Here is a 17,091-nt window from a genome sequence, read left to right on the forward strand (position 1 = left end):
GTGCTACCAGCATGAAAGTGCTCGTGACCGGCACCGCCGGCTTCATCGGATCGCACGTCGCGATGCGCCTGCTCGCCCGTGGCGACGAGGTCATCGGTTTCGACAGTCTTTCCGACTATTACGACGTGGAACTGAAGAAGGCGCGCCTCGCGCGCTTCGCCCACCAGCCCGGTTACACGCATATCCACGGGGACCTGGCCGACCGCGATGCCGTGGAGAATGCCTTCGTTACCCACAAGCCACAGCGCGTGGTGAACCTGGCGGCACAGGCTGGCGTGCGTTACGCCGCCGAGAATCCGCACGTGTACATCGCAAGCAACGTGACTGGCTTCCTGCACATACTCGAAGGCTGCCGCCGTCATGGTGTCGAGCACCTCGTCTTCGCCTCCACCAGCTCGGTCTATGGCGCGGACACGCGCATGCCGTTCTCCGAGCACCAGCCGACCGAACATCCGTTGACCCTGTACGCGGCCTCGAAGAAGGCCAACGAACAGATGGCGCACAGTTACGCGCACCTGTATGCCGTGCCGTGCACCGGCCTGCGGTTCTTCACCGTGTACGGTCCATGGGGTCGCCCGGACATGGCGCTGTTCCTGTTTACCAAGGCTATCCTGGCCGGTGAACCGATCCGCGTGTTCAACCACGGCCACCATAAGCGTAGCTTCACCTACGTCGACGATATCGTCGAAGGCGTGCTGCGCACCCTGGACCAGATTCCCGAAAAGAATGCGAGCTGGTCCGGTGATCGCCCTGATCCGGGCTCCAGCGGTGTCGCGCCCTATCGCATCTACAACATCGGCAACGAAAAGCCGGTGGAGCTGATGGAATACATCCGGGTGCTCGAGAAGCGCCTGGGCAAGACGGCAAAGCTCGAGATGCTACCCCTGCAGCCCGGCGACGTACCCGATACCGAAGCCAACGTTTCGGCCCTGGTCCAGGCCACCGGCTACCTGCCGAAGGTAGACGTATGCGAAGGCGTGGGTAAGTTCGTGGACTGGTACCGCGGGTACTACCACGCGTAAGCCGCACCAAGAAAAAGAAAAAACTGCACATACCACGCTGGGAGATACACCCCGTGATCATCGACTACCTCGACGCGTCGGCAGCTGCCGACTATCAGGCGGACCTCTGCGTCATTGGCGCCGGACCCGCCGGCATCGCCATCGCGCGAGCATTCCTCGGCACCTCGACCACGGTCTGCCTGATTGAAGGCGGCGGACTGACGGGCGAAGATCGCAGCCAGTCGCTGTACGACGGAGCATCCACCGGCAGCACGCCATTCGATGCCGGCACCTCACGTATGCGAGTGTTCGGCGGCAGCTGCACGCTGTGGGGTGGTGGCTGCATTCCCCTGGCGGATACCGACCTCGAGGCGCGCGACTGGGTACCTGACAGCGGATGGCCGCTTCGCTACGCCGATCTGGCGCCCTGGTATCAGAAGGCCCGCGAATTCTGCCAGATCGATCCCGAACACGACTTCGGCCCCGGCACGTTTCACGGACCGACACCGCGCGCCCCGCTCGAGCTCGACGCCGAGGCGATGGTCAACTTCATCTTCGCCCGAAGCCCGATCACCTTTGGCGAGGCCTACCGGGACACGCTCGCCCAGGCCGCGAACATTACGGTGATCCTGCACGCCAACGTGATGGAGCTACGTGCCACCGACGACGCCGGCGCCGTGACCGATGCAACCATCGGCTCGGTCGACGGCCGTCGGGGACGCGTGCGCGCGCGGCACTATGTGCTCGCGGCGGGCGGCATCGAGAATGCGCGCATCCTGTTGCTCTCCGACAGCGTGGCTCCCAACGGCCTCGGAAACGACCACGACCTGGTCGGACGCTATTTCATGGATCACCCACGCGGTTCGATCGGCAGCATCCGTTCAGCGCAGCCGGATCGTCTGACCCGACCCTACGAGCGAACCGTCGGAAAAATGCGCGCCTCCGTCGCGTCCGAAATCGGCCTCTCCCTCGAAGCACAGCGTAAGCACCGTACGCTGAACGGGCGTGTGCATCCGTTTGCCGTCGAGGGCGAGGTGCCGCGAGGCATCCGGGCCTTGCGCGATGTGCGTGCGGCCTTGCGACCGCCGACGCGCGATGAAGCCGCGCTGCTCGAGGCGCGCCTTTCGGCCGCGCTGCAGAACGGACCCGGTGGCGCAACCGCTGCGCTGGTCGGGCCCCAACATCTTGCCATCAGCGCCATGCGACTCGGCCTGCATATCGGGGACGTGATCCGCGCGGTGGCGTCGAAAGTCAGCGACCGGCCCACGGTTACGAGCGAACGTGTCGAGCTGGTCGGCTTCTTCGAGCAGGCACCGAACCGGGATAGCCGGATCATGCTCGACGACAAACGCGACGCCCTGGGCCTTCGGCGCGTGCGCGTGGACTGGCGCCTGACCGACCTCGACCGCCACACGCACCGCGCGCTCACCGCGCTGACCGGCGATCGTCTTGCCGACGCCTGCGGCGGTCGCTTCGACCCGGCCGCCTGGACGATCGACGACGACGCACCGTCCGATGTGCATGGCACGGCGCACCACATGGGTACGACGCGCATGGCCGAGGATGCGTCGCAAGGTGTCGTCGACACGCAGGGCAAGGTGCACGGCGTCGCCAATCTTCATGTGGCGGGCAGCTCCGTCTTTCCCACGGGTGGCTGGGCGTTTCCGACGTTCACCCTTATCGCCCTGAGCCTGCGTCTGGCCGAGCAATTGCGCGTCTTGCTCAGCGTCGCGTGAGCAAAGCTGTAACGGAGCTGTTACAGGGGGCGATACACCGATGCATCAGGCGGCCGTTTGGCCTAGCCGTGTGCAACCCGGAAGTGCAATCGACAGATCACCCCCGTGTTTCTAGCCTCCATGTATCGACACGTTCGGACAACGTGCGGAGGGGAACACGATGATCCGTCTTTTCAGACAGCCTATCGTTCGCTGGCTCATCCTGATGGGTGCCTGTGAACTGCTGTTGTTAGCCGCCTCGCTCAATGTGGCGACCTATATCCGGTTTGCGCCATCGCCCGACGACCTTGCGGCATCGACCCAGACGCTCACCGCACGCGCGGTGATGTTCGCCGCGGTGATCTTCCTGGGCATGGCAGCCCTCGGTGAATACCGCTCCACCCTGCGCATGAGTTGGCGCGGCCAGCTCGCCCGCCACGCTATCGCCTTCGTCCTGGGCGGACTGGCCCTCGTGGTCGGCTACTACGTCATTCCGCAAGCCTACGTCGGGCGCGGCGTGCTCGGCATGGCACTGGGCATTGCCTTCGTCGCCACGGCGACGTTCCGCGGACTGTTCATGCGGCTGGTCGAAATGGAGTCACTCAAGCGCCGTGTCGTGGTTCTCGGCGCAGGGCAACGTGCCGCGCAGATCCACAACCGCATGCGTCGTCGCTCGGATCGCCGCGGCTTCTGTCTGGTTGGCTACCTGCAGGGCTACAACGAGACCGTACTCGTTCCCGAAAACCTGCTGCTTCCCGGCAATGAGTCGCTCGCGCAGCTCGCGCGTCGCGAACACCTCAACGAGATCGTCGTCGGCGTCGATGATCGCCGCGGCAGCCTGCCGATGGATGACCTGCTCGCCTGCCGTCAGCTCGGTGTACAGATCACCGACCTGACGACCTTTGTCGAACGCGAAGCCGGCCGGGTGCAGCTGACCATGCTCGATCCCTCGTGGCTGGTGTTCTCCGGCGGCTTCAATGCGTCGCCGACAGCCGTGTTCCTGAAGCGCGCCTTCGATATCGCAGCATCGCTGGCGATCGCCCTGCTCTGCTGGCCGATCATGCTCGGCGTGGTCCTTGGTATACGTCTGGAATCCGGGCGCGGACAACCGATTTTCTACCGGCAGGAACGTGTCGGCGAGCATGGCCGTCCGTTCTGGCTCTATAAGTTCCGCAGCATGCGCACCGATGCCGAGATGGATGGTGTGGCGGTGTGGGCCAAGAGCAACGACGACCGTATCACCCGCGTCGGCCGGATCTGCCGCAAGCTACGTTTCGATGAATTGCCGCAGCTGTGGAACGTGATTCGTGGCGACATGAGTATTGTCGGTCCGCGTCCCGAGCGTCCGCAGTTCGTGTCCGACCTGGAAACGAAGATTCGCTATTACAACCTGCGCCATAGCATCAAGCCGGGTCTCGCCGGCTGGGCGCAGCTCAGCTATCCGTATGGCGCCTCGGAAGAGGATGCCGCCGAGAAGCTCAAGTACGATCTCTTCTACGTGAAAAACCACAACCTCTTCCTCGACATGGTGATCCTGATCGAGACGGTCGAAGTGGTGTTGTTCGGGCGCGGTGCGCGCTAGAGCGTGGATGCCGTGCTGACTGCTGCTTCGGCTGAGGTATCGTCGTCTTCGGCGCCTCCGACGGGAATGAGCGACCACGCAATGACCGCGACGATGACAAGTGCAGCGAGCCAGAGCCAGCGGGTGCGCCACGCACGGAGTGGTGTCTCTTCGAACGACGACTCCCGGTATGTCTCCGCCGCAGCCAGCGGCACGTCGGTCTCGACATACACGGCGGCTTCCGAGGCTGAAGCGACGACGCTAGCGACGCGCGGCGGTGCCACCGCACCGGGCAAGCGCCCATGACGTCGATGGAATTCCATGGCGGCGCTGTACTGGGAGGTGAGGCGTTGCAGCCGCGCAGCGGCGAGCGCATCGGCACGACTGCCACGCCGGCGATCCGGATGCCAGGCGGCGACATGGCGGCGATAGGCCTGCTTGAATTCCGCCAACGAACACGTCGGCTCCAGGCGAAGCTTGCCGTACAAGTCGATAAAGTCGGTTTCGTCAGCCACCGTGCGGCTCCCCTGTTGCGACGTGCACGGCGTATCGTCGTGCGAGCCGTCGCCCGGCCAAGCGTGGCGTACGCCCGCGCGCCTTGCAAGTACAACTTTTGGAGAACATCGATGCGCCAGGCTCGCCGATTCGCGCTCGCCGGTCTCCTGTTTGGAGTGCCTGCCATGTCCGTAGCCGCCGATGCTGCCTCTCCCTCTCTCGGCGCGCACGTATTCCTCGGTCAGGGCGAAGGCCTCGGCGTCAGCCCAGCCGTGACGCCGACTGTGGATACACAGACCAACGGCAGCGTCTTCGTTATCTTCAACGCCGGTTACAGCAGTAACGACGGCTCACCTGTCGACACCTATGGAAACCGCTGGAAGGCCCTGGGCCACCCGCTGACCTACGCCGACTACGGCGACCGTTTCGATGTCAGGGCGTATGTCGCGAGCGCGGGCAAGGGTGGCCCCGGCCACACCGTATCGATCGCCAAACGCGGCGAGCCCAAGGGTGAACTATCCCTACCCTTCGTCGAGGTGCGCAACGCATCGCGTGTGCAGGCCTTCGCGCAGAACTACGCCGACAAGGCTTTGGTTGTCGCCAGCAACGAAATCACCGTCGATGGTCCTGCCACCCTGCTGGCATTCTGGTGGGGAGACGGCGGCGTCAAGAGCATGACCGCGACACCGGGCGACGGCTTCCAGTTGATCGATGCGTTTGTCGAATTGCCCGACGAAAGCGGCGTGCAGGGTGCCGTCGCGTGGCGTCAGGTGGACACCGCAGGCACGTATCGCGTGCACTGGACCGTCGCACCCGTGCAAGGTGCCGCCCTCTGGATCATCGCCATCCGCTGAGTACTGTCCGATATCGGACTTTCGTGAATGCTGACGGATCAGACGCAAGCCCGTCGTACCGCCGTCCCCAAGAGATGGCGGACAACATGAAAAGGAATTCCAGAAAAACGCTGTCCGGAAGCGGACGTTGGCGCCTACAACCATCGACCTATTTTCTTCGGAATTACATGGGATTAGCTTTGGTTCTCGACACCCAGGGCCGCGGCGAGTCGATGGAATAGCCACGGAATATGCTGGGAGCAAGGCAGCTTCAGTCTGCGCAAGGACGCCAAAGGCACGGACGCCTCGGACTGAGCATGAGTGCGCAAGGGACGCGGGATGCACATAGCGCACCTCGCACGCGGCCCCGCGGTGTCGACTTCTCAACAAAACAACCATGCCGTCCCGTTGTATGGGACGGCATGGCCGTGCGCACCGCAGAAAGCGCGATCAGAACGTGACGCGAATCCCCACGTTACCGGCCCAGCCTTGCATGCCATAACTGCCGACGAAATGCTTATAGGTACCTTCGCCGTAGATCTGCACGTGCTCACCCAGCTGGCTTACCACACCTGCAGCCGCACGATAGGAGTTGCCCACGCGTCCCGAACCGAAGCGTTCGCTGATGTCCCAGTCCGCGCTGGACACGTCCGCATTCGGGTCACCGTTGCTCGTATGGGTCAGATCCACACTGGCATAGGGCATGAACACGGGGTTTGCCGTCCGCGTGATGCGACCACCGAGACTGGCACTGGTCTGCTTCGCTGTTCCGAGCTTCACGTCGATGCCGTCGCTATCGGTGAAGTCGCGAAAATTCAGCGACTGGTGTTTCAGTTGGAACCGCGGCTCGACCGTCCACTCGTTGCCGAGAGCGAAGGGCATGCCTGTCTCGACCGACATGGTCCAGCCATTTGCACGTACGCGTCCCACGTCCGCACCGCGCAGATCGGTGCCCACGTCGCCACGGTAACGCGTGGTGCCGAGTACCCCGTCCACCCATAGCCCGCTGCCCTGCTGCCAGGTGATCCAGGCAGACATACCGTTGGCACGGTACTTCGCCGAGCTGTTGCCGTCGGCTGCCTTGGGCGTGACACGCGTGGTGCCGTGGTCGGCTGCCCAACCGGCACGAAGCGTGCCATTGTCGCCATCGAGCGCGATGAGGCTGCCGCCCAGCTGCAGTGCATTGATCTGCTGATCGAAGTCGTAGCCGTAACGCTGAAACGAGAGATTCGACGAGTAGCGCAGCTGGCCACCGAGGTAGCGTGCAAAGACTTCGCCGCCGACGGGGTCGTGCGATGCGCCCGAGCGAATATCGCCCAGACGCTGGTGCAGACCATCGTTCATCATGTCGCCGTAGGTCAGCAGAGCTGCCGGTGCCGACAGATACGACGGCAGTTGTGGCAAGACGGCGACGCGACCGTTATCCGGAGGAAGGACAGGATCGACCGGGTTCTCGGGATCGCCGGGATTTTCCGGATCGCCTGGGTCACCCGGATCCACGGGCTTCGTCGGATCCACGGGATCACAATCCGTCTGGCAGACGTAACGGTTGCCCAGCCGGTAATCCCAGTTGAGCGAACCGGTTGATAACGCATTCTGCGCCTGGTCGGCGTCGCCCGGCCCGAACGCGTGCAAGGTGTATTGCCACGGACCGGCAGCAACATATCCACCCTGAAGAGTGAAGGCATCCGCGCGCGAACTGCCCGCGACCTGAACCAGCGAGATACCTTCAGCTGCTTCGACGACGCCATTCTGGTTGGCATCGGTGCGCGCACCGGCGCCTGACGGCGTCACCACGATCGCGACCGGCCCCGTCGTTGTGACATTCCCCTCGATCAGCAACCGGTCGGTGGCCTGCAATGCCAACGCACCGCCCTCATTCATCACTGTGTTGAGCGCAATCGTGCCGCCGCTGCCGGCAAAGTCGCCGTGGACGGTGGTGGCGCGATGACTTCCGTCCGTGCTGGGCTGAAACGCCAGCGTCCCACCATTCAAGGTGTAGGCGCGCAGGTCGGAATCGCCGGTGACGTTCCAGATCGAGCCCGCTGCCTGCGTGAGTGCGTTCACGCTGGTCATCCGACCCGTGACACTGGTATTGGCATCGTTGAGGTTGATGTCGAGAACGCCATCGTCGACTGCCAGCATGTCGCCCGTGATGTGACTTCCTTCGATGCCGACGGTCACTTCGGTCTGGGCGAGTGCTTCGATGGCTACGCCATTGCCGCCGATGAGGTTTGCGCCATGGCGCAACTCAATCGAGGCGACGTTGGGACGATTCGGCCCAGAGATATCCTGCACGCGAATGGCGCTACCTGTAACGCCAATCGCGGTTGATGCGTCGACGACGACAAGGCGGCCAAGATCGTTGATGCCCCGGGTGTCGTCCGCGATGATGATGCCGTTCTGCTGCCCTTGGGCAATCGATCCGGCAAGAAGATTCGCGGTGCCGTTGGACACGCGCACACCGGATGCAGTCGCCAACGTGCCCTCAGAGCGGGTGCCCTGGTCCAACGTCAACACGCCACCGCCAGAGAGCAGGATCCCATCGGTACCGCCCCTGACCGTCGAACCGAGCAGCGTGGCGCTCGACGGAGCGGCGCCCTGCAGGCTCAGTCCACGGCCCGTCGAATCGTTGACCAGGTTTGACCCGGCAATCGTTGCCGTCGCGCCGTCGTGTAACTCAACGGCAGCCCCGAAGAGATTGGTCGTCGCGCTGGCTGAGCCATTGGTCATGGTCAGCGTCGCACTCGTATTGACGATCGTGCGCAGTACCCGTCCTCCATCGACGATAAGCGCCGCCTGATCAAAGGCGCTCCACGTCTCGACCGGCGAGTTCGCGTTGACGATGGCACTATTTCCAGCGCCAGTGACTGTCCCTGCGTGCGCGGAAAATGTCGGGAAAACGCAAGCGATGGCGATAGCTGCGCACAACTGCCTGCGCACGGGTAAGCTGCATGAGAATGCATGCATGATGGTATTCCTTCAATGTCGATGCGCGTCACGCACGAAGACGTGAACAGCAACCCTGATTCGCCGCGGAAAGGGGGAAGGTGGTGAGGGATGCGCGGGGTGGCCCGATGTCGGCTACGCATTCCAGCACACGAGGAACAACCCGCCTATGGGGGATTGTCCTAAAATCGAGCACGAATCGTTGCATGAGTCCTCCTCGCCATTTCCGTTAGCGCTGAACGAACCGATGTGCTGATGAGGTCGGGTGCCTTATGGCGGTTCCGGCGCCGCAGGCAACGACACTGACTTAGCTAAGGCATGGCGAGTGATCGATTCGTGAACACGCAAAGAGGCGGGACGTCCGTTCGTCAGTGGCCGAAAACCGGCAGTCGCCCCTACAACTTCCGGCATATGTACGGTGCCACCCGCGCAGGAATACGGTGACCGTCCAACCAGGAAGTATCACGACAAGGAGCAAGTCATGGGTAAGAAACCCGTCGTCGCCCCATTGGGCCGTCACTCAACCGTCATCGTCGCGCAACAGGGTAACCCCCGGCTCCGCGGTTCGGTGGACATCGCAAAGACGGCTTCGGACAACGCACTGCTGACCGACGTACCACTTCCTTACCCACCCATAGTGACGGAGGCACTTGCCGACGGCACCATCACCCTGCCTGTCCTGACAGCGCCGCTCAAGGTCACGGTTGCCAAGTGGGATCAAACCGAAGAAGAGGATCTGGTCTTCCTCTTCATCGATGGAAACGCCGTTGGCAATGTGAATGGCGTACCCATCAAGGATGAGCCAGATCCGATGCAGCTGACGATTCCTGTAGCGGATATGGCTGCGCTCACTGAGGGGCCGCACGAGATCATTGCCCAGATGGGCAGCGGTTTCGGTGACTCCTATGTCACGCAGCCTGCCGGTATCATCATCGACAGAACGCCTCCGGGCGGCGTCACCCTGCCGATCATCAGATTCAAGCTCGATTACGAACAGTCCGGCGTCAGCCTCGCGCAGATAGTCGCAGACGGAAACGTACTCGACGGCTCGATCGCCTCGTACGACGGTCAGATGGAAGGCGATCTCATCAAGACGTTCATCCAGACCATTCCGCCCTCGCCGGCGCAGCCTGCACCACCGACACCGGGGCCTGAAATTCCGGTAGGCAATAGTACCGAAGCACATGCCGGGGCGTTCACGCTTGCACAACTGCAGGCAGCCGGGGCATCGGGCAACGTCGACTTCTGGTACGACGTCTACGACAAGGCGCTGAATCCGAAGACGGCAGATCGCGCACGGCTGCGCATGCTTGTCGCTGGCTCACCCGATCTGATGATCGCGCCTCGGGTTCCCCTCTTCAGCGACGACAAGCTGATCCACGAAGGCGATGCACGCACACCGATCACGGTCGAGATCCCGCAGTTCGGTCACGGTGAGGTCGGTGACATCCTGTGGCTTCTTCTTGGCGACGCGCTGCCCATCGAGGTCGAAGGGCCGCTCATCGCCGCCGACCTCCCTACCGATCCCGCCGTGCCCGATCCAGCGCTATCCATCCGTACTATCAGTGTTCCCTACGCCTTCATCGCGGCATTGCAGCCCGCCCCGGGGGGCGTGGTGAATCCTGTCTTCGGATTCGACGTGCGTTACGAAGTCCGGCGCGGCATTTTCAGGATTCCATCCCCTGCGCTCGCCGTCAGCGTCGACCTGACCCTGCCCGGCGGTGAGGATCCTGACCCGGAGACACCCGCAGATGAGCGACTGAAGAAGACGACGGTCAAGCATTCCGGTACGGGTGCGACTGACAACCTGATTCCCGTCGGTTATACGCTGCCGGTTTTCGCCACGATTTCGCATCTGACGGAGGCCCCGGCTGTCGAGGTCTTCGAAACCGGCGACACAGTACAGCTCTACCGCCTCGACACCGATGGCGTCACCGAAGTCGCCATCGGGGGTAAAACGACGGCGGTGGTAGGGGCCGATTTGACGATCAATTTCAATCCGCCGGACATCATCGCGGGCAACTGGCCTGTGTTCTACAAAGTGGGCCGAACCCTGGCCACGGGGCAGGTGAACGAGGCGGTATCGCCGGTCCAGGCCGTCATCATCCAGGACGCGGGTTCGCAACCGGGCGGTCCGGATGTGTTGCCGCAGGCAATTTTCCGTGAGTCGAACCTCGTCCAGGGATTCCCTGCCATCGGCTATACACGCGCGTCGAACGGAACCATCGTGCGTGTCTACGATTACCTGAACATGAAGCTCGATGACAAGATCGACCTGATCTGGCAAGGCAACGACAAGCTTCGTGGCGACGGCGCCGATATCGTCGACGCGAAGCTAACCCTCTCACATACGGTTGTCGCCGACGATCTTCTCGAGAAGGACGACCGCCTGGACGACGATCCGAACCGTCCGCCCACTCCGGTCATGAGGATCTTCGTCGACTTCCCGGTCTCCTATGCCGAAATGCAGAAGATCAAGCCAGCGGCCGATTCGGAAACCCTGGCCTACGGGTCGGCGTGGGTGACCTATACGGTCACAGCTGATTCGGGTGCAGGTGCGTCGAACACGTCCGAAACCGATCGGGCGAAGTTCAAGCCGTTAGTGATCGATGCCAGGCCGCCGAAGCCGTAATTGCCGGGCGGCGAAACTGGCGACTTCGAAGCGGCGGCGCACCAGGTCCGCCGCTTCGAGAGGATAGATCAACGGTATGGCGAGCGTCATAAGGACATGACATGAAGAAGCGCAACGCACCGTATTTCAGGAACGCAACCCGGAGCGTCCCGGGCGCCCCCCAGGCCGACCTCGTCGCCCCGGACGTGCCCGATGTCCGCCGCTTCGGCGGCATCAACCGCGCGCACATCTTTCCGCCACCGGGACGTGGTGTGACGGTGCAGATCAGTGCCTTCAGCCTGTACGAGGGTGACCAGGTCAGTGTGTACTGGGCCAGCGACAGTGCGCCGGCTGCCAGTGCCGACGTACCACCCGGCCAGAACGGTCCGCTGGACATCCTCGTTGCCGCCGACAAGCTGCAACCCTATCCAGGCAACATCGAGGTCTGGCACACCATCTATCGACCGGCCTTGGGACAAACCTTTACCTCCGAACGGTTGCCTGTCCTGGTCGACTTCGAGGTCCCCGGCGATCCGGATCCGGATCAGTCCACGCCTTACGTCAACGAGAACCTCGCGCCTATCAAGGGCCTCGATGCCGGTATTCCGCCGGGCCAGCCGCTGACGATCAGCGTGCCGCGTTGGAGGTACTGCAGCTTCGGCGACAAGCTCATCGTGTCCTGGGGCGCGGTCGACCTGCCCCCCGTCGTCATCACCGACACGTCCGGCGAGGCCGGCCCCGACGTGCCGGTCACCGTGCCCTGGTCGATCATCGAGACCGTCAACGGCGGCCTGGCCTTCGTCACCTACCATGTCGAAGACACCGTCACCAATCACTCGCTATGGGCCAAGTCGGTCGAGGTCGACGCCAGTACCGGAAGTCGCCTTCCCATGCCGACCGTGGTCGACACCGACGACTTCGGCCAGCTGCCGATCGAAGTGTTGAACTTCGGTCCGGTGCGCGTGCAGGTGCAATACGCCGCCTACGCCAGTGGCGACTTGGTCGTCCTCACCTTTGGCGGGATCACTCGCGACGGCATTGCACTGCCCGATACGTCATATACCTACACCTGGCCCAGCCCCGCCCCGATCCGGCACACCTTCGAAGTGCCTTACGAGAAGGCGCTGGCCTTGGTCGGTGGCGAGATTCGCACCTCCTATACCGCGCAAGCGCTCGGCGCAGTCAAGGCCACCCCCTCGGCCATCGCCATGGTGGAGGTGACCGGCACGGCGACGAACCTGCCAGCTCCCGTCGTCGCCGAAGCCGTTGGCGGCGAACTCGATCCGGCAGCGCCCGGTCTGTATGTGACCGTCACCGTCCGCACCGATTACCCGTTCTTCCAACCGACCGATCGCATCACCCTCTACTGGCGGGGTGAAAGCCTCGATGGCTCGACCATCGTCAGCGAACAACAGTTCCAGTTCGGCAGCGATGCCCTTAACGGCGAGCTGCATTTCTCCGTCGCCCGGGCCAAGGTCATGCAGGTCGCCGGTGGCAAGGTGACGGTCAGCTACGACGTGCAGACCCTGGCCAACATCATCGTGCCTTCCGACGTACTTCCCCTCACCGTCAAGGCGGGGGGCGGAAGCGTCGGTTTGCCACCCCCGATCGTCGAAGGCGTCTCGCCCGACGATACCCTGGATCCGGGCGATGTCGGTGACGCCATCATCGTGCATGTGCCGGCAAATGCCACCTTCCTCTCCGGCGACACGATCCAGGTCGCCTGGCAAGGCGTCGGTATCGGCGGCTCCTACACCACGCCGACCCAGGCGGCGAACGCCGCCGGCATGCGCTTCGAGGTCGACAAGTCGGTGCTAGATCCCAACGCCGGTCAGCGCGTCACCGTGTTCTATCTCCTTATCCGCCCCGGCGTCGACGATCAGGACTCCGAGAAGCGCCATCTCACCGTGCTCAAGGATTCCAGCGAAGGCGACCTGCCGGCGCCGACCGTCACGCAGGCACCCGCTGGCACGCTCGATCCAATCGCCGCCGCCAATGGCGCCACGGTGGTCGTACCCGCGCGTGCCGACCTCGAGACCGGCGACACCGTCACTGCCACATTTGGCAGCTACACCACTTCGCCACCCCAAGCCGCCCAGCCGGGCATGACCTTCGTGATCCCGGCGGGCGAAGTCGCCCGCTACCTGGGTACGAGTATCAGCGTCGTCTACACCCGCTGGCGGAACGGTACGCCGCTCGACTCGGAGGTGCTGCCGCTGCAGGTGCTCAATGTCGCCGACGACGATGCACGAGTCACGAAACCGGTCTTCGTCGAGGCCAACGGCAGCTTCGTCCTCGACCTCAATGATTTCGTCGGGGATGCCGCTGTCAAAGTCACGGCCTGGCCACTGATGGCCATCGGCCAACGCTTCTGGCTGCGCGCCATCGGCGGGGGAAACAACTGGCTCATCGCTGAAGGCGAGCCCGTCGGCGTCGTGGGGGACCTCATTAGCTACCTCGCCCGCAGCCTGCTCGATACCCTCGCCGACAATGCCAGCCTCACCCTCCAGCTTAAGGTCGCCTTCGACGGCGGTAGTGAAACAACGGCGAAAACCTTCACTTCACAGCCGTATACCGTGCGGGTGAAAGCAACTCAGTTGATCTTGCTCAGGCCAGAACCGGACTTTCTTGTAGGCGAGAACATCAACATAGACAACATCACCGATCCGCGAGGACTGAGAGTCACCGTCAAGCAATTCCAGGGAATGGCCGTTGGTCAGACACTGGCGTTGACGTGGGTCGTACCCGGAGGTTATCCCTCCTTCAAAGAGGAAAAAACCGTCGACGCGGTCCGCGACTGCGAGTTCTTCGTCGCGAGGTCGCTGATCGAGGAGCTCATGCGAAACATCGATCCGGCCATCGCCGGTTTTGAATACACGGTCACTGCGCCCGGTATCTCGGAGATTTCCCCTCTCACCAGGGTGACCTTCCACACGCAAGCCCCTCCGGCGTCACTTTCGGTGAGTCCGGGCATTTATAACAACGTACGTGCTGGACAGACGTACGCCTTCGAGGCTCGCGGTGGAACGCCACCGTATCGATGGTCGACGCAGTTCCCCCAAACCGTCGAGTTGCACGATACGTCAGGCCCGACTCTCTCGCTCACGACAACCTCCGAGTTCCCCGTCCACGTATCGGGAGACGAGGCAGACACGATCGTGACCGTCGCGGATGCCAACGGTAAGTCCGCCATGGCGTACCTCGCGTACGTCCCCTGACAATGTCCGGTCGCATTCAACCGAGGCTTCGCCCGGACGTGCAAGGAATCGCCTCACATATCCACAAGGAAGTAGCATGTATACGCGGCCGAAGGGATCAATTGAGTACGTTATTCGCTGCTGCGCATACCTGGCGTTTGTCTGCCTGGGGGGATGCGTCGAACCTTCCGTAAGACCTGCCATAAGGACGGCACCCAATTCGATGGCCATCACGGCCACGCAGACGCAGATCCACATACAAATAGCACCCAATCTGCCAGGGTCAGTGAGTGGGCATTCGTGGACCGCGCTGGTCGGCCCGGTACGTTACCGAGACCGGGCTCCCTTCGGAGGGCCAACTGCCTGGGCTGGAAAGCGATGCCACGGCACCATCCTGCCCTGCCCGAGCAACACGTGGGCGGCCATCGAAAGCGGTTGGTCGCAGGTGTTCGGCGGATCGGTAACCATGACGCGAAGCGATACCGACTGGCTCCCGGGCGATCAGGTTTGCGAAGGGACTGCCTCAAAGACGTCTGACGACGCGACCTGGATGCCATCCCCCGGGGAAATTTCGATTCCAGGTTCATGCGTCGCCTTACCGGATCCCAAGCCGACACCCCCACCTTCGTGTTCTCTGAGCACACCAACCACGCTGGCTCACGGCAACCTCGCCGTTGCGGCTGTGCAGGGGGCAACGGCCGCTGCCAGCGCTACGCTGCTTTGTAATGCGAACATGACGGTGGCGGTCAAGGCCTTCCGTAGCACGAACAACCCCACGTCGACAGTCCCCGTCCGCGCGGATAACAGCATCACCTCCCACCTGACCGTCAATGGCGCCGATGGCGCGACAGGAACGACGATTTCAGCCGTCGCCAACCGACCTGTTGCCATCCCCCTGGCGTCAATACTGACCACCAGCAACCCGACGGACGGAGCGCTCCAGGGCAGTGCCGTTCTGATAGCCGGACAGCTGCAAAAGCCTCTCACTATCAACGGCAATGTCCTTGCCGCTGCGACCGCGCCCCGAGCGGTGTTGAGCATGACGATGATTGCGAATGCGCAATCGAACCTCGGAGTCACGTGGTCGTGGTCGACCACGACCGTCGACTACGGCAGCGATCTTGTGCCTGCCAATCATTCGGTGGGCCTGTTCATCCGTAATGCCGCGCAGACGAAGTGGTCCGCGTTTCGCACAGACACGTCGGCGGCCACAGCGGCCGGCTGGGCGCAACGCATCCAGCGTTTCCATGACCAGAACGCTGGCGGTGGCATCCGGGAGCCGGGCTCCCGAATCTTCGAGAGCGGGACGTGGTGCGTGACACTCGCGGCCGCCTCCACAGCAGAGACGGGGGGCGTCTTCCTCCCGGCCCCCGGCGCGGCGGAAAGTTGCGTCACCGTGCCTTAGGAAAGATGCGCCTCATGATTGAAGGAGCACCACCATGAAGCTATGTACCCTATTCCTGATTGCGTTATGGATGGCCATTGCATGTCCTCGCGTTCTGGCCTCGACAACGACCAAGGCAACGTTCGATGGCACATATACCGTTATCAACGTCACCTGGATCGACGATGGCCTGGACGGAGGTCGGCCCAGCGAGCATGTTTCGTTCAGGTGCGACCAGACCGGCGGCGTACCGATCTACTTGATGTTCTTCGTCGATGGAACGGCTACCGACTCAAGCCCGTCACTGCGGCTATACCCTAACCTCACCGACTGGGGTGCGTGCGATGGCCGGGGTGTCTTTCAGGGAGTGGCGCGGTACTACAAGAATCCGTTTACCGTCAACATTCCCGGCAATGTCACCGGGAAGACACTTTGCTATGGGACCAAGTCGGCTCAGCTCGAGATTGGCCCGTTCCCCGGGCAACGTTGCACTACGGTGGGTGGGACCCCCGAACCTGTCACTTGCGTCATCACCCAGCCGGCTCCCGTTGCGCACGGGGATCTTGCATCCGGCGCCGTGCAAGGCAACACCTCGACGACAACCGCCCAGGTGGCCTGCACAGGAGCGGGGAAAACGGTCAGGGTTCAGGCAGTCGCCAGCGCCAACGGCAATACCGCCATCGTGCCTCTGCGCTCAGATAGCAGCATCACTTCGCACCTGACCGTCATGGGCAACGACGGGTACGCCGGCGTGAACGTATTTGCGTCGCTGGGCTATCCGGCGAAGGTGACGATCACTTCGACGCTGTCGTCCGACAGCCCGACGGGAGGGTTGCTGGAGGGAAACGCTGTTCTGAAGGCCGACGGAAAACAGCAGCCGTTCGTCATTCGTGGCTCCGTCATCGCACAAACAGCGCCCAGACTGGTATCGAGCATGGAGCTGCTGGCCCACGGGACCACGTCCAACCTGGGTATCACCTGGTCGTGGGCAACCACCTCCGCGGACTACGGCAACGACAGGGTCCCCGCTAATTATCGGGTAGGCCTTTTTGTTCGGAACGACGCAGAGGGTGCGTGGTACGGGCTCCGCCTCGATGCTGCCGGCTCCGCAGCAGCACCATGGGCGGAACGTATCCAGAGGTTCCATGATTCGTTCCCGCAAGGCGGCATCAGGGATGAAGCACCCATTCACTTTGGCAGCGGAAGGTGGTGCGCGAAGTTAGGAGCGGCCAGCACCCCTGAGACGGGCGGAACGTTCTTGCCAGCACCCGGCGCAGTGGAGAGCTGCGTGACGGTTCCTGCCGCTCCTCGGCCATTTGCCTACCCCGGCTAGCGCGCCAGTTGT

10 protein-coding genes are annotated in these 17,091 nt (G+C 62.9%); 8 read left to right on the forward strand and 2 right to left on the reverse strand.

Annotation, left to right across the window (positions count from 1 at the left end):
• Positions 1–11: 11 nt before the first annotated feature.
• The 3 genes from ACVWWJ_RS13815 to ACVWWJ_RS13825 all read left to right on the forward strand — a co-directional run bounded on the left by ACVWWJ_RS13815 (position 12) and on the right by ACVWWJ_RS13825 (position 4,298).
• Positions 12–1,022 carry an NAD-dependent epimerase gene (locus ACVWWJ_RS13815; protein ID WP_456968331.1) on the forward strand — a complete coding sequence of 337 codons (1,011 nt, stop codon included), beginning with the start codon at positions 12–14 and terminating at the stop codon, positions 1,020–1,022.
• A gap of 53 nt (positions 1,023–1,075) precedes the next feature.
• Positions 1,076–2,737: a GMC oxidoreductase gene (locus tag ACVWWJ_RS13820; RefSeq protein WP_456968332.1), complete on the forward strand. Its 1,662-nt coding sequence runs from the start codon at positions 1,076–1,078 to the stop codon at positions 2,735–2,737.
• A gap of 160 nt (positions 2,738–2,897) precedes the next feature.
• The gene (locus tag ACVWWJ_RS13825; protein ID WP_456968333.1) at positions 2,898–4,298 is read left to right on the forward strand and encodes a TIGR03013 family XrtA/PEP-CTERM system glycosyltransferase; all 1,401 of its coding nucleotides are present in this window, start codon (positions 2,898–2,900) and stop codon (positions 4,296–4,298) included.
• Here ACVWWJ_RS13825 and ACVWWJ_RS13830 read toward each other — a convergent pair.
• Positions 4,295–4,792 carry a J domain-containing protein gene (locus ACVWWJ_RS13830; RefSeq protein WP_456968334.1) on the reverse strand — a complete coding sequence of 166 codons (498 nt, stop codon included), beginning with the start codon at positions 4,790–4,792 and terminating at the stop codon, positions 4,295–4,297. The genes ACVWWJ_RS13825 and ACVWWJ_RS13830 overlap by 4 nt on opposite strands.
• 165 nt (positions 4,793–4,957) lie before the next feature.
• Here ACVWWJ_RS13830 and ACVWWJ_RS13835 point away from each other — a divergent pair, with 165 nt between their 5' ends.
• On the forward strand, positions 4,958–5,626 hold the full coding sequence (locus ACVWWJ_RS13835) for a hypothetical protein (protein ID WP_456968335.1): 669 nt from the start codon (positions 4,958–4,960) through the stop codon (positions 5,624–5,626).
• Positions 5,627–6,055: 429 nt separating this feature from the next.
• Here ACVWWJ_RS13835 and ACVWWJ_RS13840 read toward each other — a convergent pair whose 3' ends face one another.
• Positions 6,056–8,575 carry an autotransporter family protein gene (locus tag ACVWWJ_RS13840; protein ID WP_456968336.1) on the reverse strand — a complete coding sequence of 840 codons (2,520 nt, stop codon included), beginning with the start codon at positions 8,573–8,575 and terminating at the stop codon, positions 6,056–6,058.
• 460 nt (positions 8,576–9,035) lie between these two features.
• On the opposite strand from ACVWWJ_RS13840, the gene ACVWWJ_RS13845 reads away from it, so the two are divergent.
• The 4 genes from ACVWWJ_RS13845 (at position 9,036) to ACVWWJ_RS13860 (ending at position 17,079) form a co-directional block, all read left to right on the forward strand.
• A complete protein-coding gene (locus tag ACVWWJ_RS13845; protein ID WP_456968337.1) occupies positions 9,036–11,186 on the forward strand; it encodes a hypothetical protein in 2,151 nt (716 codons plus the stop codon).
• A gap of 101 nt (positions 11,187–11,287) precedes the next feature.
• Positions 11,288–14,383, forward strand: coding sequence for a hypothetical protein (locus ACVWWJ_RS13850; protein WP_456968338.1), 3,096 nt, complete (start codon positions 11,288–11,290; stop codon positions 14,381–14,383).
• A gap of 529 nt (positions 14,384–14,912) precedes the next feature.
• On the forward strand, positions 14,913–15,767 hold the full coding sequence (locus ACVWWJ_RS13855; protein WP_456969714.1) for an MrpH family fimbial adhesin: 855 nt from the start codon (positions 14,913–14,915) through the stop codon (positions 15,765–15,767).
• Between the two features lie 34 nt (positions 15,768–15,801).
• The gene (locus tag ACVWWJ_RS13860; protein ID WP_456968339.1) at positions 15,802–17,079 is read left to right on the forward strand and encodes an MrpH family fimbial adhesin; all 1,278 of its coding nucleotides are present in this window, start codon (positions 15,802–15,804) and stop codon (positions 17,077–17,079) included.
• Positions 17,080–17,091 lie beyond the last annotated feature (12 nt).

It is taken from the genome of Luteibacter sp. HA06, from assembly GCF_054061215.1.

Bases quoted from the DNA above. Each gene is read 5' to 3' on its own strand.
- ACVWWJ_RS13815 (WP_456968331.1), top strand. From the start codon at position 12: ATGAAAGTGCTCGTGACCGGCACCGCCGGCTTCATCGGATCGCACGTC.
- ACVWWJ_RS13825 (WP_456968333.1), top strand. From the start codon at position 2,898: ATGATCCGTCTTTTCAGACAGCCTATCGTTCGCTGGCTCATCCTGATG.
- ACVWWJ_RS13835 (WP_456968335.1), top strand. From the start codon at position 4,958: ATGTCCGTAGCCGCCGATGCTGCCTCTCCCTCTCTCGGCGCGCACGTA.
- ACVWWJ_RS13840 (WP_456968336.1), bottom strand. From the start codon at position 8,575: ATGCATGCATTCTCATGCAGCTTACCCGTGCGCAGGCAGTTGTGCGCA.
- ACVWWJ_RS13845 (WP_456968337.1), top strand. From the start codon at position 9,036: ATGGGTAAGAAACCCGTCGTCGCCCCATTGGGCCGTCACTCAACCGTC.
- ACVWWJ_RS13850 (WP_456968338.1), top strand. From the start codon at position 11,288: ATGAAGAAGCGCAACGCACCGTATTTCAGGAACGCAACCCGGAGCGTC.
- ACVWWJ_RS13855 (WP_456969714.1), top strand. From the start codon at position 14,913: ATGCCATCCCCCGGGGAAATTTCGATTCCAGGTTCATGCGTCGCCTTA.
- ACVWWJ_RS13860 (WP_456968339.1), top strand. From the start codon at position 15,802: ATGAAGCTATGTACCCTATTCCTGATTGCGTTATGGATGGCCATTGCA.